At 73.0% G+C, this 18,519-nt stretch carries 18 protein-coding genes and 1 pseudogene; 3 read left to right on the forward strand and 16 right to left on the reverse strand.

The genetic code is table 11. The features are described 5' to 3' along the window. Positions 1-2: 2 nt before the first annotated feature. Entirely contained in the window at positions 3-848 is an 846-nt protein-coding gene (locus tag ACGFNU_RS22320) for a siderophore-interacting protein (RefSeq protein WP_392596325.1), read from the forward strand. On the opposite strand, the gene ACGFNU_RS22325 is transcribed toward ACGFNU_RS22320, so the two are convergent. The 14 genes from ACGFNU_RS22325 to ACGFNU_RS22390 all read right to left on the reverse strand — a co-directional run bounded on the left by ACGFNU_RS22325 (position 845) and on the right by ACGFNU_RS22390 (position 13,740). Beyond that, complete coding sequence (locus ACGFNU_RS22325; protein WP_392596327.1) at positions 845-2,188, reverse strand: ABC1 kinase family protein; 1,344 nt, start codon at positions 2,186-2,188, stop codon at positions 845-847. The two genes, ACGFNU_RS22320 and ACGFNU_RS22325, sit on opposite strands and share 4 nt — an antisense overlap. A 7-nt stretch (positions 2,189-2,195) precedes the next feature. Continuing rightward, positions 2,196-2,795, reverse strand: a complete 600-nt coding sequence (locus ACGFNU_RS22330) for a QsdR family transcriptional regulator (RefSeq protein ID WP_392596329.1) — start codon at positions 2,793-2,795, stop codon at positions 2,196-2,198. Between the two features lie 4 nt (positions 2,796-2,799). Then, positions 2,800-3,582, reverse strand: a complete 783-nt coding sequence (locus ACGFNU_RS22335; RefSeq protein ID WP_392596331.1) for a phosphatase PAP2 family protein — start codon at positions 3,580-3,582, stop codon at positions 2,800-2,802. Positions 3,583-3,659: 77 nt separating this feature from the next. Further along, positions 3,660-5,987, reverse strand: a complete 2,328-nt coding sequence (locus ACGFNU_RS22340; protein ID WP_392596333.1) for an MMPL family transporter — start codon at positions 5,985-5,987, stop codon at positions 3,660-3,662. Positions 5,988-6,066: 79 nt separating this feature from the next. Next, positions 6,067-6,666: a TetR family transcriptional regulator gene (locus ACGFNU_RS22345; protein WP_392596335.1), complete on the reverse strand. Its 600-nt coding sequence runs from the start codon at positions 6,664-6,666 to the stop codon at positions 6,067-6,069. Between the two features lie 49 nt (positions 6,667-6,715). Then, the gene (locus ACGFNU_RS22350) at positions 6,716-7,918 is read right to left on the reverse strand and encodes a 4-hydroxybenzoate 3-monooxygenase (RefSeq protein WP_392596336.1); all 1,203 of its coding nucleotides are present in this window, start codon (positions 7,916-7,918) and stop codon (positions 6,716-6,718) included. A gap of 49 nt (positions 7,919-7,967) precedes the next feature. Further along, on the reverse strand, positions 7,968-8,774 hold the full coding sequence (locus tag ACGFNU_RS22355; RefSeq protein WP_392596338.1) for an IclR family transcriptional regulator: 807 nt from the start codon (positions 8,772-8,774) through the stop codon (positions 7,968-7,970). After that, positions 8,771-9,160: a 4-carboxymuconolactone decarboxylase gene (pcaC, locus tag ACGFNU_RS22360; RefSeq protein ID WP_392596340.1), complete on the reverse strand. Its 390-nt coding sequence runs from the start codon at positions 9,158-9,160 to the stop codon at positions 8,771-8,773. Before pcaC ends, ACGFNU_RS22355 begins: the two co-directional genes overlap by 4 nt. Further along, on the reverse strand, positions 9,157-9,927 hold the full coding sequence (gene pcaD / locus ACGFNU_RS22365) for a 3-oxoadipate enol-lactonase (RefSeq protein WP_392596342.1): 771 nt from the start codon (positions 9,925-9,927) through the stop codon (positions 9,157-9,159). The genes pcaC and pcaD overlap by 4 nt, the downstream gene beginning before the upstream one ends. Continuing rightward, entirely contained in the window at positions 9,924-11,147 is a 1,224-nt protein-coding gene (pcaB, locus tag ACGFNU_RS22370; protein WP_392596344.1) for a 3-carboxy-cis,cis-muconate cycloisomerase, read from the reverse strand. Before pcaB ends, pcaD begins: the two co-directional genes overlap by 4 nt. Then, on the reverse strand, positions 11,137-11,688 hold the full coding sequence (gene pcaG / locus ACGFNU_RS22375) for a protocatechuate 3,4-dioxygenase subunit alpha (protein WP_392596346.1): 552 nt from the start codon (positions 11,686-11,688) through the stop codon (positions 11,137-11,139). The genes pcaB and pcaG overlap by 11 nt, the downstream gene beginning before the upstream one ends. Next, complete coding sequence (gene pcaH, locus ACGFNU_RS22380; protein WP_392596348.1) at positions 11,685-12,353, reverse strand: protocatechuate 3,4-dioxygenase subunit beta; 669 nt, start codon at positions 12,351-12,353, stop codon at positions 11,685-11,687. The genes pcaG and pcaH overlap by 4 nt, the downstream gene beginning before the upstream one ends. Further along, positions 12,350-12,985 carry a CoA transferase subunit B gene (locus ACGFNU_RS22385; protein WP_392596349.1) on the reverse strand — a complete coding sequence of 212 codons (636 nt, stop codon included), beginning with the start codon at positions 12,983-12,985 and terminating at the stop codon, positions 12,350-12,352. The genes pcaH and ACGFNU_RS22385 overlap by 4 nt, the downstream gene beginning before the upstream one ends. Further along, on the reverse strand, positions 12,985-13,740 hold the full coding sequence (locus ACGFNU_RS22390; RefSeq protein ID WP_392596351.1) for a CoA transferase subunit A: 756 nt from the start codon (positions 13,738-13,740) through the stop codon (positions 12,985-12,987). Before ACGFNU_RS22390 ends, ACGFNU_RS22385 begins: the two co-directional genes overlap by 1 nt. A gap of 151 nt (positions 13,741-13,891) precedes the next feature. Here ACGFNU_RS22390 and ACGFNU_RS22395 point away from each other — a divergent pair, with 151 nt between their 5' ends. Continuing rightward, positions 13,892-15,079, forward strand: a complete 1,188-nt coding sequence (locus tag ACGFNU_RS22395; protein ID WP_392596353.1) for a hypothetical protein — start codon at positions 13,892-13,894, stop codon at positions 15,077-15,079. Here the strand turns inward: ACGFNU_RS22395 and ACGFNU_RS22400 are convergent. After that, positions 15,057-16,076, reverse strand: a complete 1,020-nt coding sequence (locus ACGFNU_RS22400; RefSeq protein ID WP_392596512.1) for a sigma-70 family RNA polymerase sigma factor — start codon at positions 16,074-16,076, stop codon at positions 15,057-15,059. The genes ACGFNU_RS22395 and ACGFNU_RS22400 overlap by 23 nt on opposite strands. 215 nt (positions 16,077-16,291) lie before the next feature. On the opposite strand from ACGFNU_RS22400, the pseudogene ACGFNU_RS22405 reads away from it, so the two are divergent. Next, a pseudogene (locus ACGFNU_RS22405) lies at positions 16,292-17,788 on the forward strand (MFS transporter); the annotation flags it as partial. Positions 17,789-17,803: 15 nt separating this feature from the next. On the opposite strand, the gene ACGFNU_RS22410 reads toward ACGFNU_RS22405, so the two are convergent. Beyond that, a complete protein-coding gene (locus tag ACGFNU_RS22410; RefSeq protein WP_392596355.1) occupies positions 17,804-18,340 on the reverse strand; it encodes an XdhC family protein in 537 nt (178 codons plus the stop codon). Between the last annotated feature and the right edge of the window lie 179 nt (positions 18,341-18,519).

Below are 18,519 nucleotides of genomic sequence, written 5' to 3' on the forward strand. Positions count from 1 at the left end.
GGATGGCGACGGAGCCAGGACGGAAGACGCCGAAGGTCAACACGGGCCGGGTGCTGCGCAAGGAACAACTCACCCCGCACATGATCCGGGTGGTGATCGGCGGCGACGCGCTCGCCGGGTTCGCCGCGGGCGAGTTCACCGATCACTATGTGAAGCTGCTCTTCGCGCCTCCGGGCGCCGACTATCCGGAGCCTTTCGACATCCAGGCGATCCGCGCCGAGCTGCCCCGCGAGCAGTGGCCGGTCACCCGCACTTACACCGTGCGCGCGTGGGACCCCGAGGCGGTCGAGCTGACCCTGGACTTCGTCTACCACGGCGACGAGGGGCTGGCCGGTCCGTGGGCGGCGAACGCCGAGCCCGGTGATGAGATCAGGTTCCTCGGCCCGGGCGGCGGCTACGCGCCCAGCCGCGACGCCGGCTGGCATCTCCTGGTGGGTGACGAGAGCGCCCTGCCCGCCATCGGCGCCTCCCTTGAAAGCCTCCCCGAGGGCGCCGTCGCCCGGGTCTTCATCGAGGTGGAGGGGCCCGAGGAGGAGCAGAAGCTCGACGCCCCCGCGAGCGCCGAGATCGTCTGGCTCCACCGCGACGGCGGGCGGGTCGGCGACGCGCTCGTCCGGGCGGTGCGCGAGCTTGGCTTCCCCGAGGGCGGCGTGCACGCGTTCGTCCACGGGGAGGCGGGCTTCGTCAAGGAGCTTCGCAGGTATCTGCGGGTCGACCGGCGCATCCCGCTCGACCAGCTCTCGATCTCCGGCTACTGGCGGCTTGGACGTGATGACGAGGCCTGGCGTTCGTCGAAGGCCGAATGGAACCGTCAGATCGAGGAAGAAGAGGCCAAGGCGCTCGGCTAGGCGGTCGCCTCGGCGTCGTCGGGCTCGGCGAAGCCCGGCACCCAGCGCTCCGCCTCGGCGCGGAAGGGCCCCTCGGCCTCCAGCTGGCACAGCACGCCGCCGCACCCGGCCAGGGCGCGGCTGACGGCCAGGTACTGCGGCGGGAGCTTGACCTGGCGGGCGATGCTGCCCGGACGCATGTCGGTGGCCAGGCCCAGCCCGCGGGTGGTCTCCTGGCGCATCCATTCGCGGCTGAACCGGAACCGCTCCGCCATGAACGGCGCGGCCTGCGGCGTGACGATCCGCGCGACCAGCTCGGGATCGACCCGGGCGTCCGGCGCGAGGAAGCCCTCCTCGCGGGCGGCCGCCACCATCTCCTCGCCACTGCCCAGCGTGCTGATGCGCAGCAGCCGTCCGATCGTCCAGTGCAGCTCGGGGGTGACCCGGGCGGCGCCGCCGAAGTCCATGACGCCCAGCCGGCCGTCGTCCATCAGGCGGAAGTTGCCCGGATGCGGGTCGATGTGGATGAGGCCGCAACGCGCCGGCCCCGCGTGCATGAACCGGAAGAGCAGAAGGCCGGCGCGGTCACGCCGCTCCCGCGTCCCGCCGGAGATCACCTGGGACAGCGGCGTTCCGTCGATCCACTCGGTGACCAGGACGTTGCCCGACTGGGCGACGACCGCCGGGATCAGGTAGTCGGGGTCGCCGGCGAAGGCCTCATGGAAGGCGGCCTGGGCGCGGGCCTCGTCGACGTAGTCGAGCTCCTTCTCCAGGCGCCGCTTGAGGTCGGCGACGACCGGCTTGACCTCGATCCCCGGGAACAGCGGGGTGATGAGCCTGCTCAGCCTGGCGATCTGGTTGAAGTCGCTCATGAGCGCCTTGCCGGCGCCCGGGTACTGCACCTTGACGGCGACGGCGCGGCCGTCATGCCAGACCGCCTTGTGCACCTGGCCGATCGAGGCCGCGGCGGCGGGCCGGTCGCCGAACTCGGCGAACAGGTCGCGCCAGTCCGCGCCGAGCCCCTCGGCCATCACCTTGTGCGCCGTCCCGGCGGGCATCGGCGGCGCCGCCTCCTGAAGCTTGGTCAGGCTCGCGCGGAAGGGCCCGGCGATCTCCTCGGGCAGCCCGGCCTCGAAGATCGACAAGAGCTGGCCGACCTTCATCGCGCCGCCCTTGAGCTCCCCCAGGACCTTGAACAGCTGCTCGGCGGTGCGCTGCTGGACCTCCAGGGCCACCGCCTCGGCGGGGCGGCCGATCGTCCGCTTGCCCAGGCCGACCGCGGTGCGCCCGGCGAAGCCCAGGGGCAGGCTCGCCAGCTTGGCGGTGCGGGTCACGGCGCGGCGGGGGATGTCGCTCGTCACGAAGTGTTCATTCCCATCTTGTGCCGCTTTGGTCACCTATGCCGGTTGTGGCCGCTGAACAGGATCGCAGCAGCAGCTCGATCACGTCGAGCGCCGTCTCGATCTCGGGCCGGCTGCCGCCCAGGTAGTGGGCGTACATGAACGAGTCGCAGATCCGCACGATCGCCTGCGCGAGGGTGCGGGTGGGCAGCGGCACCAGCAGCCGTCCCGCCTCGATCTGCTCCTCCAGCTCGGCGGTCAGCAGCGCGATGGCGCGCTCCTCGATGGGCCCCTGCATGGTGGCCAGGCGCACGAACAGCCGCGGCTCGCGCTCGGTGAACGCCTTCAGCGGCACGGCGCCGACGACCGCGCGCATGAACCGGTCGAGGACGGTGAGCATGCGGTCCGGGCCGCTGCCCTGGACGCCGTTCACCGCGGTGCGGTAGGTCAGCTCGGTCATCTCGGCGAGGACCGTGCCGAGGAGCTGCTCGCGGCTGCCCACCCACCGGTAGAGCGTGGCGCGGCCGACCCCGAGCTCCGCGGCGAGCGCCGACATGTCGATCGGCTCACCCTTGAGATAGTGCGCGGACGCGGCGGCGATCGCGTCGGCGGGCCCGAGCGCAGTCACCCGTTCAGCATCGCACAGCCCTTACCGCCTCGGACCGGTGAGTGGAAACGCTTACCGGTCCGGGCGGCCTGAGCACCAGCAGCACCACGGCGAGCAGCGCGCCCACGACGATGCCGTCCAGCCAGTAGTGGTTGGCGGTGGCGACCACCACCGCGACCGTGACGGCGGGGTGGGCGATCCACAGCCATCGCCACCGGCCCCGGGTGCTCACGATGAGGCCGGTCGCGACGATGAGGGCCCAGCCGATGTGCAGGGACGGCATCGCCGCGTACTGGTTGGCGACGGTGTCGGTCTGCGGCGCCCCGTACACCGCGGGCCCGAAGAGCGCCCCGGTGTCGATCAGGCCGGTGCCGGTGAGCATGCGCGGCGGCGCGAGCGGCACGAGCAGGTGGAGGGCGAGGCCGGCCGCCGTCAGCGCGACGAGCACCCAGCGGATCCAGCGGTAGTGCGCGGGCCGCCGCAGGTAGATCCAGAGGAGGAACGCCGCGGTGGCCGGGAAGTGCACGTAGGCGTAGTAGGAGTTGGCGGCGTGCACGAGCAGGTCGTTGTGCAGGAGCGCGTGCTGCACGCCGAGCTCGCTGGGAAGCCGCAGATCGCGTTCCAGGGCCCAGACGTCGTGCGCGTTGCCGAACGCCTCCGTCACCCTTCCCGTCGCCAGCAGGCGGCCGAGCTTGTACGCCCCGAACAGCACGGCGATGAGCAGCAGCTCCCGGAGGGGCTTGGGCCGGGCGGCGTCCGGCCGCGCCATCGGCGGCCCGGCCTTCCGGGGAGTCTGGAGGAGGTTCATCGCGGTCCTTCGGGGGTGGGCGATCCGCGACCGGGTCCGGCCGCCGCCCGGCTTGCGGGACGGCGGCCGGGCTTCGATCAGGTACGGGCGATCTCCAGCTCGCGGTCGTTCTGGACGGCGTGCTCCTGGTCGGCGCCGAGGTGCTCGCGGAGCTTCTCGCCCTCGACGTCGACGTTCGGCAGGAGCCGGTCGAGCCAGCGCGGCAGCCACCAGGCGGAGCGGCCGAGCAGCGCCATCACGGCGGGGACGATCGTCATGCGGATGACGAACGCGTCGAACGCCACGCCCGCCGCGAGCGCGAAGCCCATCATCTTGATCATCGACTCGCCGGAGAAGACGAAGCCGGCGAAGACGGCCATCATGATGACGGCGGCCGCGGTCACCACCCGGGCGCCGTGCCGGAAGCCGGTGACGATCGCCTCGCCGGGCTCGGCGCCGTGCACGAACTCCTCCCGCATCCGCGTGACGAGGAAGACCTGGTAGTCCATCGCGAGCCCGAACACCACGCCGATCAGGAAGATCGGCATCATGCTCATGATCGGGCCGGTCTCCGCCACGCCCAGCAGCGAGGCCAGCCAGCCCCACTGGAAGACCGCGACCACCGCGCCGAACGTCGCGGCGACCGTCAGCAGGAAGCCGAGCGTCGCCTTGAGCGGCACCAGGACGGACCGGAAGACCAGCATCAGCAGGATGAACGCCAGCCCCACGACGACCGCGAGGTAGGGCAGGAGCGCGTCGCCGAGCTTGGCCGAGATGTCGATGTTCATGGCCGTCTGGCCGGTCACCTCGACGTCGGAGCCGGTGGCCGCATGCAGGCCGGCGCTCTGGTCGCGCAGCTCGGAGACCAGGTCCTCGGTGGCCTTGGTGCTCGGCCCGCTCTTGGGCACGACGGTCAGCACCGCGGTGTCACCGGCCTGGTTCACGACCGGCGGGGTGACGGAGGCGACGTCGCCGAGCCGCTTCGCCTGCCCGGCGAACCGCTGCGCCGCGGGCTTGGCGTCACCGCCCTTCCCGGCGTCGACGACCACCATGAGCGGGCCGTTGACGCCGGGACCAAAGCCCTCCGCGATCATGTCGTACGCCTTGCGCTGGCTGGTCTCGCTGCTCTTGGCCTCGTCGCCCGGCAGGCCGAGGCGCAGGTCGAGGGCGGGCGCGGCGAGCACGCCCATCCCGACCACGGCCAGCAGCAGCACCGGCAGCGGGCGCCGGACGATGAAGCGGGCCCAGCGTTCGCCGAGCGGGGCCTTGCCGCCCGGCCGAGCGCGCCCGCCGCGCAGGCCGGGAAGCCATCCGCCGAGCACCTTGTTCCATGTGGGGGGACGACCCCCCACTGCCCCCCGGTCGGCTGCGCCGAGTATTTTGCGCCCAGCGAATCCGAGCAGTGCGGGTAGCAGGCTCAGCGCGATCAGAACGGCGACGACGACGGCGAACGCGGCGGCCAGGCCCATCTCGGTGAGCAGCGGGATGCCGACGACGCTGAGGCCGGCGAGCGCGATGACGACCGTGAGGCCCGCGAAGACGACCGCCGACCCGGCGGTGCCGACGGCGCGGCCCGCGGCCTCCTCGCCGTCGCGTCCCTCCTCCAGTTCGTGCCGGTAGCGGGAGACGATGAACAGCGCGTAGTCGATGGCGACGGCCAGGCCCAGCATGAGCGCCAGCGTGGACGTGGTGGAGCTCATCTCGATCAGGCCGGTCGCGGCGGTGATGCCCGCCATCGCGATGCCGACGCCGAGGATGGCGTTGAGCAGCGGCAGCCCGGCGGCGACCAGCGAGCCGAACGTGATGACCAGGACCACGGCGGCGACCGCCACTCCGATGACCTCGGTCGCGCTCTGCTCGGGCATGCCCTCGGTCGCGTCGCCGCCCATCTCCACCGTCAGGCCGGCGGCCTCGCCGGGCTCACCGGCGGCCTCCAGCGCCGCGCGGTCGCCCTCGTCGAGGTCGATGGACGGGACCTTGTAGGTCACCTGCGTATAGGCGATCCGGCCGTCCGGCGAGACGGACTTGGCCTGGTAGGGGTCGACGACGTTCGCGACGTCGGGCAGGGCCTTGAGCTTGCCGACGACCTGCTCCACGGCCTTCTTGCCCGCCGCGCCGGTGACCGTTCCGCCGTCCGGGGCGGCGAACACCACGCGGGCGGTCGCGCCGTCGGCGGACGCCTGCGGCATCCGCTCCTCCAGCAGGTCGATCGCCTTCTGGGACTCGGTACCCGGGATGGAGAAGTTGTTGGAGGTCGGGCCGGACAGGGTCGCGGCGCCGACACCGAAGAGGACGAGCAGCCCCACCCAGAGCGCGGCGACGAGCTTGCGCCGCCGGTAGGAGAACCGGCCGAACCGGTAGAGGAAGGTGGCCAAGAGAACAATTCCCATCATCGCGGGCGGCTTGCGGCGGCCCGGAACGGTCACGAGGGCAGCCCAAAGAGGGCATACGGGCATCGCCTATCGGCGGGCTGGCCGTCAGGCGCGGGGTGGGGTGGGGGTTCGGCTACCGAGGCGGTGGCAGGCCGGCACGCAGCTGCGCGAAGGCCTCGTCGATCAGGTCGGGGAGGTCGGCGCCGGTCATGCCGTCGGCCCACAGGTCGACGGCCGCGCGCATGGCGGTGCCCGCGGCGCCGGCCAGCAGGTGGGGATACAGGTCGCGGTCCGGGTCGGTCCCGGTGCGGGCCGCGACGATCTCGGCGATCTCGCGCTGCATCTCCCCGATGTGGCACAGCTGCTGGCCGATGAGCGCGGGGTTGGCCTTGATCACCTGGAGCAGCGCGATCGTCTCGTCCCGGGTCTCGGGCGGCAGCATGACGCCGACGATCACGGTGCGCAGGGCGTCCCAGATCGGTTCGTCCGCGGGATGGTCCCGCAGCGCGTCGATCACGGCTCGCGCGCCGTCGGTCACGGTCGCGACGATCGCCTCTTCCTTGCCGGGGAAGTAGTTGTGGAAGGTCCGGGCCGACACCCCCGCCGCGGCCGCGATCCCCTCCACCGTGACCCCGTCGACGCCGTGCTCGACGGCCAGGCGCGCCGCGGCCAGCCGCAGCGCCTCCCGGGTCGCGGCCTTCTTGCGTTCGCGCAGGCCCATCTCAACGGTCATATCACCACGGTAGGCGAAACTTGCGCGATCCGCAAAGTTTCAGATGCTGTCAGTTTGCGTGATCTGAATCATAGTGCGCCCGCCAACCTCCGGTTCCCGGCAGGGGCAGCCCCACGTAGTTCTCGGCGAGCGAGGTCGCGGCGGCCCTGGATGAGGCGACGTAGTCCAGGTGGGAACGCTGCAGGCGCCGCGCGAAGTCGTCCGCGGCCGGGTCGGTGTGCAGGAGCGTGGTCATCCAGTACGAGAAGTGCTCGGCCCTCCACACACGCCGCAGGCAGGTCGCGGAGTAGGCGTCCAGGAGCGACTCGGATCCGCCGGCGTACCGCTTGGCCAGCGCGTCGGCCAGGACGGTGACGTCGGAGACGGCGAGGTTGAGGCCCTTGGCGCCGGTGGGCGGCACGATGTGCGCGGCGTCGCCCGCCAGGAAGAGCCGGTCGTGCCGCATCGGCTCGGCGACGAAGCTGCGCATCGGCGTGATCGCCTTGTCGGTGATCGGGCCCTCGCGGAGCCGCCAGCCGTCGCCCGTGGCGAACCGTGCCGCCAACTCCGTCCAGACGCGGTCATCGGGCCACGCGGCCAGGTCCTCGTCCGGCGCCACCTGGAGGTAGAGGCGGCTGACCTCGGGAGAGCGGAGGCTGTGCAGGGCGAAGCCGCGCTCGTGGTGGGCGTAGATCAGCTCCTCGGTGGACGGCGGCACGTCGGCGAGCACGCCGAGCCAGGCGAACGGGTAGTCGCGCGAGAACGTCCGCAGGCCCGGCACCGCGGCACGGCTCACGCCGTGAAAACCGTCGCATCCGGCGACGTAGTCGCACTCCAGGGTGTGCACGGCGCCTTCGTGCCGGTAGGTCACGCTCGGCGCGGCCGGGTCGACGGCGAGCACCTCGGCCTCGAACCGCACGTCGCCCCCGTCGGCGAGGCGGCGCGCGACCAGGTCCTTGACGATCTCGGTCTGGGCGTAGATGGTCACCGTGCGGCCGGTCAGCTCGGTCAGCGCCACACGGTGGCCCGCGCCGCCGAACCGCAGCTCCAGCCCGTGGTGGACGAGCCCCTCGCGGTCGAGCCGCTCCCCCACGCCGCTGTCGCGCAGCACGTCGGTCGTTCCCTGCTCCAGCATCCCCGCGCGCTGCCGTTGCTCCACGTACGCCCGGTCACGGCTCTCCAGGACCACCGAATCGATGCCCTGGCGGTGCAGCAGTTGCGAGAGCAGCAGTCCCGCGGGACCGCCTCCCACGATCGCGACCTGGGTGCGCATAGGTGCCTCCTCATCCTTCCCTGCGATCCTGGCGCGCGTTCCCGCTGCGTCAAGGGCCGGGTTTCCGCTCACCGGAAACAGTGTCCGGGCGTTCGCCGGGTCCTCCGCGCCAGTGCGCGGCCAGGTCGCGCGACAAGGCGCGCGCGGCGGTCGTGAGAGGGGGGAGCAACCGCCTGACGTCGGCGCTGCGCGTCCGTGCCACCAGCGAGAGGGCCGCCACGACGGCGCCGTCGCCGTCGCGGACCGGAGCGGCCACGGAGGCGGCCCCGAGAGTCATCTCGTCCCGGGTGACGGCGTAGCCGTCGCGGCGGATCTGGGCCAGGCAGCCGCGCAGCTCCTGCGGATCGGTGATCGTGCGGGCCGCGTGCCTGGTCAGGCCGCCGGCGAGGACGCCGTCCAGCACCGCGTCCGGCGCGTACGCGAGGAGCACCTTGCCCACCCCGGTGGCGTGGAGGGGCAGGGTGGCGCCGACCTGCGTCACGACGGGCACGGACCGGGTCCCGCGCAGCCGCTCGACGAACAGGGCCTTGCCGTCCCGCAGGACCGCGAGCTGGACGTTGTCGTGGGTGGCCTCGTACAGGTCCTCCATGTGCGGCAGGGCCAGCTCGCGCAGGCCCGTGACCGCGGGCGCCTGGGTGCCGATGCGCCAGAGCCGGGTGCCGATCCGGTACGTGCCGTCGGGGACCCGTTCGAGGAACCCGCCCGCGACCAGCTCGCCCACCAGGCGATGGCCGGTGGCCAGGGGCAGCCCGGCGCGGCGGCAGATCTCGCTCAGGTTGAGGCGGACGTCCCCGGCCGCGAAGGCGTCCAGGATCGCCATGATCTTGGCCGCGACGCTCCTCGGGCCGGTGCTCATCCCGTGCTCGGCTCCTCCTCGTCCAGGACCCGCTGGGCCACCGCGAACGCCGCGTTGGCGGCGGGGACCCCACAATAGACGGCGGTCTGGAGCAGGACCTCCTTGACCTCGTCCCGGGTCAGGCCGTTGCGGAGCGCCGCACGGACGTGCATGGCGAGCTCCTCCAGGTGGCCCCTCGCCACCAGGGCGGTGAGGGTGACGCAGCTGCGGGCGCGGCGGTCGAGGCCGGGCCGCGTCCAGATCTCGCCCCACGCGTAGCGGGTGATCATGTCTTGGAAGTCCGCGGTGAATTCGGTCGTGCGGGCCACCGCCCCGTCCACGTGGGCGTCGCCGAGCACCGCGCGCCGCGTCCGCATGCCCTCGGCGTGCCGCTCCTCGTCGTTCATGCGGGGAGTCCCTTCCACGAACGGTCCAGGTGGGCGGTGATGGCGCGGGTGACGGGCCCGGGACGTTCGGCGTTGGCGAGGTGACCCGCCCCGTCGATCACGACCAGCCCGGCGCCGGGGATCCCGGTGGCGAGGACCTCGGCGTGGCCGGCGGGCGGGGTGGGCGCGTCCTGCGCCCCCGCGATCACCAGCGTCGGCGCGGCGACCCCGGCGAGCCGTTGCGACGCGTCGAAGCGGGCGAGCGCCTCGCAGCACTCCGCGTAGCCTTCCGCGTCGGTGGTTCGGAGCATCCCGACGTAGGGAGCGGCTCCGTCGAAGCCCGGCGTGAACCAGCGTTCGGCGGCGGTCTCGGCGAGCGGCCCGGTGCCCTCCCGGCGTACGCGCTCCGCCCGTTCGTGCCATCCCTCCGGCGGGCCGAAGCGGGGCGACGTGCAGCACAGGATCAGGCTCGCGACTCGTTCGGGCGCGCGGAGGGCCAAGGCCAGGCCGACCGCTCCGCCGAGCGAGACCCCGGCGTAGGCGACCCGATCGATCTCCAGCAGGTCGAGCAGCTCCGTGACCCCGTCCGCGAGGTCTTCGACGGTGACGGCATCGGCGGGCGGTGCCGATCCGCCGTGGCCTGGCAGGTCGTACCGCAGCACCCGCCAGCGCGCGGCGAGCTCGGGCATCTGCGGATCCCAGAGCTCCGTGCTGGTGCCGAGGGACGGGCCGAGCACCACGACCGGAGCGTCTTCCGGGCCGTCGAGGCGGTGATGCGGGATCGTCATCGCGTCCTTTCCCTGTACGCGGCGAGGGCACGGTCGACGAGCTCCGGTGCGGCCCCGGGACCGGGGTCGGCAGGTGGGCGTCGAGCGAAGCTCGTCGATTGATCGGCGGCGGGTGGGGGCTGGAGGACGGTCAGGAGATCGTCCAGGTTGTCCCGCATCCGGCCGGGAAAGACCTCCAGCCCGTCGAGCATCTCGGCCGTGGTCGCGGCGGCGCCGCCGGTCAGCCGGAGGCACTCGCGCAAGGGCTGCCACTCGGCGTGCCACTCCCCCGCCGGCCGTTCCAGCGGCGCGGCCTGAGCGGCGAGCACGACCTGGGTGTACGCGGGCACCTGCAAGGCGGCGGAGCGGATCAGGGTGGCGAGCGCGGGGTTGCGCTTGTGCGGCATCGCCGAGGAACCTCCGCGGCCGGGGGCGGCGGGCTCGGCGACCTCGTCGATCTCGCTCTGCGCGAGCAGCACCACATCGGTGGCGATCTTGCCCAGGGCGCCGGAGGTGAGGGCGAGCGCGGCCGCCAGCTCGGCCACCGGAGTGCGCCGCGTGTGCCACGGCAGGATCGGCTCGGCGAGCCCCGCCTCCCGCGCGTACGCGGCGAGCAGCTCCACGGCGCGGTCTCCGAAGGCGTTCAGCGTGCCCGCCGCCCCGCCGAGCTGGACGGGCAGCCGTACGTCCGCGAGCCGGTCACGGGATTCCAGGACGCCCGTGAGCCAGCCCGCCGCCTTGAGCCCGAAGGTCGTGGGGAGCGCCTGCCGTCCGAGGGTGCGGCCCGCCATCGGGGTGTCGCGGTGCCGTTGGGCGAGCGCGGCCAGCAGGGCCAGGACGCGGTCGAGGTCGTCGAGCAGGACCGCCCGGGTCCGGGCGGCGACGAGCATCGCGGCGGTGTCGACGATGTCCTGGCTGGTGGCACCGTGGTGGACGTGCTCGCCCGCCGGGCCCGCCAGCCGCCGGAGGCCGGCGACCAGCGGCACGACCGGGTTGCCCGCTCCCCGCGCCCGCCGGGCCAGGTCGACGAGGTCGATCTCGTCGGCCCGCGCGGCACGTTCGATGGCCGCGGCGGCGTCGGCGGGCACGACGCCCAGCCGCGCCTGGGCGCGCGCCAGCGCCACCTCGGCGTCGAGCAGGGCCCGCAGCCAGGCGCGGTCACCGGTCGCCGCCTCGGCCGCCGTCCCCGCGCGGACCGGGGACAGCAGCCCGGCGTCCGGCTGCGCCTGCTCAGAATCCAAGGAAGACCGTCTCCCGTTCGCCCTGCAGATGGATGTCGAAACGGTAGGTCCCCTCGCCCTCCCGTTCCGCGATCAGGGTGTCACGCCGGGCCGCCGGGACCTCGGCCAGGAGGGGGTCGCCCTCGTGCTCGTCCTCGGGGAAGTAGAGCCGGGTGAACACGGGCTTGAGCAGGCCCCGCGCGAAGACCAGGACGGACAGGTACGGGGCGCCCGCGCCGACCGGCCCCGGCTTGACCGTGGTGAACCCGTAGCCCCCGTCGGCGCCGGTGGGGCACCGCCCGAAGCCGGAGAAGCCGCCGGCGGCGCGCCGCAGCCCGCCCGGCCGCCGCGCGATCGCGCCGGTCTCGTCCGCCTGCCAGATCTCCAGCAGCGCGTCCGGGACGGGCGCGCCGGCGCCGTCGAGCACCCGGCCGCGCACCCGGATCGCGTCGCGCCGCGCCGCCGGGACGATCTCCGGCCCGCCGTCGTAGGGCAGCGCGTGGCTGAAGAAGGGCCCCACGGTCTGCGAGGGGGTCGCCGCGGGCGTCGATGCGCGCGTCATGACTCCTCCGTCGGGGTGTCGCCGAGCACGATGTCCCACTGGTAGCCGAGGGCCCATTCCGGCTCGGTGGTGTCCATGTCGAAGCGGGCGACCAGGAGGTCGCGGGACCGCTGGTCCGGGACCGACTGGAGGATCGGGTCGTAGGGGAACAGCGGATCGCCAGGGAAGTACATCTGGGTGACGAGGCGCTGGGTGAACGCCGTGCCGAACACCGAGAAGTGGATGTGGGCCGGCCGCCAGGCGTTGTGGTGGTTGCGCCAGGGATAGGCGCCCGGCTTGATGCTGACGAACCGGTAGCGGCCGTCCGCGTCGGTGAGGCAGCGGCCCGCGCCGACGAAGTTGGGGTCGAGCGGCGCCGGGTGCTCGTCGCGCTCGTGGGCGTACCGGCCGGCGGAGTTGGCCTGCCAGACCTCGACCAGCGCGCCGGGCACCGCGCGGCCCCGGGAGTCCAGGACCCGGCCGGTCACGATGATCCGCTCACCGAGCGGCTCACCCGGGGCCTGCCTGGTCAGGTCGGCGTCCAGGGCGTCCAGCTCGGCGTCGCCGAACACGGGCGCGGTCAGCTCGACGCTGTCCGGCCCGAGCTTGGGCATGACGAGCTCGTGGACGGGCGCGCGCAGCACGGTGCTCGTGTAGTCGGGGTGCAGGTACGGGGGGTGTGTCATGCCGGCTCCACAAGTGAGGGTTCGGTGCGGGCGCGGATCTCCTCGGCCGTCACGCCGGGCGCGGTCTCGGCCAGGACGAGGCCGTCGCCGGTCACGTCGAGCACGCCCAGGTCGGTGATGATCCGGTCGACGCAGCGGGCGCCGGTCAGCGGCAGCGAGCACTCGTCCACGATCTTGGCGGCGCCGTCCCGGGTGGTGTGCTCCATCACCACGATGACCTTCCGGGCGCCGTGGACGAGGTCCATCGCACCGCCCATCCCCTTGATCATCTTGCCCGGCACGGACCAGTTGGCGAGGTCGCCCCGCGCCGAGACCTGCATGGCGCCGAGCACGGCGATGTCGATGTGGCCGCCGCGGATCATGCCGAACGACAGCGACGAGTCGAACGCCGCGGCCCCGGGCAGCAGGGTCACGGTCTCCTTGCCCGCGTTGATGAGATCGGGGTCGACCTCGTCCTCGGCCGGATAGGGCCCGACGCCGAGCACCCCGTTCTCCGCGTGCAGCACGACCTGCCGCCCCGCGGGGATGAAGCCGGGAATCAGCGTCGGCAGCCCGATGCCGAGATTGACGTACGACCCGTCGGGCAGTTCCGCGGCGGCCCGCGCGGCGATCTCGTTCCTGGACCAGGGCATCAGGAGCGCACCGTTCTCTTCTCGATCGGTTTGTCGGCGGCCTGTTCGGGAGTCAGTGCCACGACGCGCTGGACGAAAACGCCCGGCAGGTGCACGGCGTCCGGATCCAGCTCGCCGGGCTCGACCAGTTCCTCGACCTCGGCCAGGGTGACGCGGCCGGCGGTGGCGCACAGCGGGTTGAAATTGCGGGCGGCCTTGTCGAACACGAGGTTGCCGTGCCGGTCGCCTTTCGCCGCGCGGACCAGCGCGAAGTCGGTGGTGATGGCCTCTTCGAGCACGTACGACCGGCCGCCGAACTCGCGTACCTCCTTGGCGGGCGAGGCGATCGCGACACCGCCGTCCGCCGCGTACCGCCAGGGCAGCCCGCCCTCCGCGACGAGCGTGCCGACGCCCGCCGGGGTGTAGAACGCGGGGATCCCGGCGCCGCCCGCCCGCAGCCGTTCCGCGAGCGTGCCCTGCGGCATCAGCTCGACCTCGATCTCGCCCGCCAGGTACTGGCGGGCGAACTCCTTGTTGTCGCCCACGTACGAGCCCATCGCGCGGGCGATGCGGCCGGCCGCGAGCAGCTGCCCGAGCCCCCGGCCGTCCAGCCCGCAGTTGTTGGACACCACCCGCAGGTTGCCGGCGCCCTGCTCGTGCAGCGCGCGGATCAGTACCGCCGGCACGCCGCAGAGGCCGAAGCCCCCCACCGCCAGCGACGCCCCATCGGCGATGTCGGCGACCGCCTCGGCCGCCGAGGCCACGACCTTGTCCATTCTCCGCCCTCCAGCCTTCACCTTCGCAGCGGTCGCGGCCGGTGGGCGACCGAGGTTTCCGCTCACCGGAAACCCGCCCCCGTGGCCCCATGGACGCTCCCTGCCGCGCGTCTCACCATGAGATGACGCAGATCTCCCCAGAGGTGAGCCCATGGGCCTGTCCGAGGCCGAGCGCGAGACGGCACCCGAGCCCGGCGACGAGGTGGACGGCGGTACGGCCGGCGGTACGGCCGGCGAGCCCGGGCGCACCCTCGTCGAGGCCGATCTGGCGACGTGCCCGCCGGAGCGGCCCTCCCTCTTCGCACACGATCTCTGCACGGTCATGCGGCAGGGCTACGATCGCGTCCTGCTGCTCCGGCTCGCCCGGCCGGTTCCCGTGCGCGGCGGACCACGGTGGACCGCGGCGCGGGCGATGGCCCTGCTGGCCCTCACCGCCTCATGGCCCTACGCGGTCAACCTCGCGGCGCGCTTCTTCGTCCCGGACGCGACGTTCCATTCGGTGCGGGGTCACCTCTACGGCGGGCTGCTCTCCCTCACCAGCGCGCTGATGCTCGCGATGGCCTGGGCGGGATGGCGGTATGGCGAACGCAGCGCGCCCGCCGTGGCGGAGATGCTGTGCGTCTCACCGGACCGGCACGACCTGCGGCGCTGGCTGGCGGGCACGCTGGGAGTCACCAGGCAGGTCGTCTGCGGGCTCGCCGGCATGACGGCCGGGACGGTCGGCGCCTACATCGACCTGAGCCGTCCGGGCGGGAACACGCCGGCCTACGTGCTGGCCTACCTGCCGGCGATGTGGACCGGTTTTCTCGGCGGGGGCGTGCTGTACTGGGTCACGATCGCCGCCCTGGCGCCGCACAGGCTACGGCGATGCCGGAACCTGCGGCTCACCTGGATGGACCCCGCCCACACTCCCGGCATCGTGCGGCTCTGCGCGTGCTTCGCGCTGATCGCGGCCGGCCTGGGTTTCGGCGTCATCACCCTCGAACTCGCGGCGGTGGCCACCACGGCCCAGAACGCGCCCCTGTCGTTGCGGCTGTTCGTCTACGGGTTCCCGATCGGGGCCGTGCTGCTCGCGCTGTACGCGGCCGTGCTGCCGTTCGTGATGCTGTCGCGGGTGGTGCGCGCCTACCAGGCGGAGGCCCTCGGCACGCTGATGACGCCGGTGGCCGCGCCACCGGAGCGGCTGCTGCTGGACAAGGGACTCAAGGAGGCGGCGGAGGCCTACCGGACGCTCCGGGCGCAGCGCACGCTGCCGGTCCGTACCTGGGCGATCCTGCAGTACGTGACCGGCATCGTCGCCTCCCTGATCATCTTCTTCATCCAGCAGGCGCTGAAGTAGCGGCCTCCTCCGCCGGGTCGGCCCCGTGCACCTGCGGCAGGCCGAACAGCGTGAACAGCGACAGGTCGAAGAAGACCCCGACGTGCGAGACGGCGCCCTCGGCGTTGATGCTGAGCACCTGCAGCTGGAACGCGCGGTGCACGCCGTCGTCGTCGCGCTTGTACATGCCGAACCCGGGCTGGCCGTTGGCGGACGTCGGCACCATGATGATGTCGCCCGGCCCGGGGCGGCACTGCGCCTTGATGAGCCTGCCGATCGCCTCGGGGCCGACGAACCACTCGGGGAACGGCGGCATCTCCCAGGCCGCGTCCTCCTTGAAGAGCTTGACCAGGCCGTCGATGTCGGCCTTCTCGAAGGCGGCGGCGTAGCGTTCGAGCAGCTCGCGCTGCTCGGGGTCGGTCGGCTCGGCCAGCGCCTCCTGCGTCGGGGCGACCTGCTCCAGCTGGGCGCGGGCCCGCTGGAGCGCGCTGTTGATAGCCGCCGTGGACGTCTCGAGCAGCTCGGCCACCTCGGCGGCCTTCCACTTGAGCACGTCGCGCAGGATGAGCACGACGCGCTGCTTGGCGGGCAGGTGCTGGAGCGCGGCGATGAACGCCAGCCGGGTGCTCTCGCGGGAGATGGCGATCGAGGCCGGGTCGGCCGCGTCCGAGCCGAACACGCCGTCGGGCGCGGGCTCCAGCCACGGAACGTCGTCGAGGGCGACGACGGGCCGCTCGGGGTCGTCGCTCGGCGCGCCGAGCCCGGAGGGCATGGGCCGCCGGCCGCGCTGGTCGATCGCGGTCAGGCAGACGTTGGTGGCGATCCGGTAGAGCCAGGTGCGCAGGGACGACCGGCCCTCGAAGCTGTCCTGCGCCTTCCACGCCCGGATGTAGGTCTCCTGGACGAGGTCCTCAGCGTCGTGGATCGAGCCGAGCATGCGGTAGCAGTGCGCCAGCAGCTCGCGCCGGTAGTTGTCGGCTTGGCTCTGGAAGTCCTGGTCGACGGTGATGTTGGCCATGATCGTGGTCCTCACGCGCGGCACGAAGGTCGATGTCGTCGATCCGACGGTATGCGACACCACTGACAGAACGTGAGCGAAACCGTATCACCTTCCTCAATACGGCTCTGACCAGGCATTTTACGAAATTCTTCGGCTGACCGATGATTTCTCGACCGCCCTCCGGTCCCTACCTTCGAACGCACTGAGGACCCCTGCTGAAGACGGAGTGGACGATGGAGACAGAGATCCGGCGAGCCGGACGGCGGGAGTGGATCGGACTGGCGGTGCTGACGCTGCCGACCCTGTTGCTCTCCCTGGACATGAGCGTGCTCTACCTCGCGCTCCCCCACTTGAGCGAGGATCTGGGGGCGAGCGCCACCCAGCAACTCTGGATCATGGACGTCTACGGCTTCATGATCGCCGGGCTCCTGGTGACGATGGGCACCCTGGGCGACCGGATCGGCCGGCGCCGGCTGCTGCTGATCGGCGCCACCGCCTTCAGCGTGGCCTCCGTCGCCGCCGCGTACTCCACCAGTCCCGAGATGCTGATCGCCACCCGGGCGGTGCTCGGCGTCGCCGGGTCCACCCTCATGCCCTCGACACTGGCGCTGATCTCCACGATGTTCACCGACGCGCGGCAGCGGGGCCGCGCGATCGCGGTCTGGATGAGCGCCTTCATGGGCGGCGTCGCGCTCGGCCCGGTGATCGGCGGCGCGCTGCTGGAGCACGTCTGGTGGGGCGGGGCGTTCCTGCTCGGCGTCCCGGTGATGGTGCTGCTGCTCGCGACCGGCCCGTTCCTGCTGCCGGAGTACCGCGCCGAGCGGCCCGGCCGGCTCGACCCGCTCAGCGTGGCGCTGTCGCTGGCCGCCATCCTGCCCGTCGTGTACGGACTCAAGGAGATCGCCAAGAGCGGCTGGGAGCCGGTGCCGGTGCTCGCGGTGGCCGCCGGTGCCGCGTTCGGCGTGCTGTTCGCCCGGCGCCAGCGGCGCCTGCCCGACCCGCTCCTGGACCTGCGCCTGTTCACCAACCGCACGTTCAGCTCGGCGCTGGTGATCTGGCTGCTGTTCGGCCTGATCCAGGGCGGCAGCTACCTGTTCTTCGCGCTGCACCTCCAGGTCGTGGCCGGGCTCTCCCCCATGGAGGCGGGGCTGTGGCTGCTGCCGTCGTCGCTGGCGATGGTGGTGGGCTCGCAGGCGGCCCCGGCGCTGGCGCAGCGGTTCCGGCCCGGCTCGCTCATCGCCGGCGGCCTGCTGCTGACGGCGCTCGGGTACGCGGTGCTGACCGGCGTCGACGCGAACGGCGGCGTGGCCGTCCTGGTGACCGGCCTGACCGTCTCCCTGCTCGGCGTCGGCGTGGCGGCGGCCCTCGGCACCGACCTGATCCTCGGCGTCGTCGCGCCCGCCAAGGCCGGCTCGGCCTCGGCGCTGTCGGAGACCAGCGCGGAGCTGGGCATCGCGCTGGGCGTGGCCACGCTGGGCAGCCTCGGCACGGCCGTCTACCGCGACCAGCTGACCGGCGCGCTGCCCGCGGGGCTGCCGGACGAGGCGGTCCGGACGGCCACCGAGGGCATCACCGGCGCCGCCGCGGCGGCCGGAACCCTGCCCGCGGGGCAGGGGGCGCAGCTCATCGCGGCCGCCCACGACGCGTTCACCACGGGCCTGACCACGCTGGCCGCGCTCAGCGCCGTCCTCTTCGTCGGGCTGGCGGCCCTGGCGTTCGTCACCCTGCGGCACGTCCGGCCGGGCTCAGAAGCCGAAGCCGCCGGGACGCCCGTTGCGGTCGGCGAGGAGCCCGGCGAGGGTGGCCACCGCGATCTCCGCGGGGGTGCGGGAGCCGATGTTGAGGCCGATGGGCCGGTGCACCCGGGCGATGTCCGCGGCGGGCACCCCGAGGCCGGTCAGGGCCGGGACGTGCGGAGCGGGGTGGCGGGGATTGCCCATCACGCCGATCCAGCGGACCTGGTGAGCGAGGGCGTCGCGTAGGACGGGCCCGAGCTCCTCGCGGTGGTGGTCGGTGACCACCACGTCGGTACCCGCGTCAAGGCTCGGTGGGATCTCGGTGACCACGTCGGCATCGAGGGCCACCGAGCCCGCGCGTTCCTTGCCGGGCTCCAGCAGGACGCAGCGGTAGCCCAGGTCGGCGGCGTAGCGCAGCAGGAACTCCGCCACCGGGGAGGCGAACACCACGACCAGGGTGCGGTCGCCGGTGTCGGGCCGGACGTCGCCATGGGCGACGGCGCACGCCGGGTCGGATTCGGCAGGCGGTTCAGCGGGCTGGGACATGCCGCCAGTGTCTCAGAGGCCCTGCCGGTGAACCCGGCGCGGGCCGGACGCGGATCGGGCCGCTCGGACCTGTGTCCTCACCGTCCCCACCGGCACCGCCGCTTACCTGCGGATCACCCCGGATCCGGCGCGGCGCGGGTCCGGTCCCGACTGACCGCCCGAAACACTTCCCTCCGGGC

It is taken from the genome of Spirillospora sp. NPDC048911, from assembly GCF_043198015.1.
Taxonomy (GTDB): domain Bacteria; phylum Actinomycetota; class Actinomycetes; order Streptosporangiales; family Streptosporangiaceae; genus Spirillospora.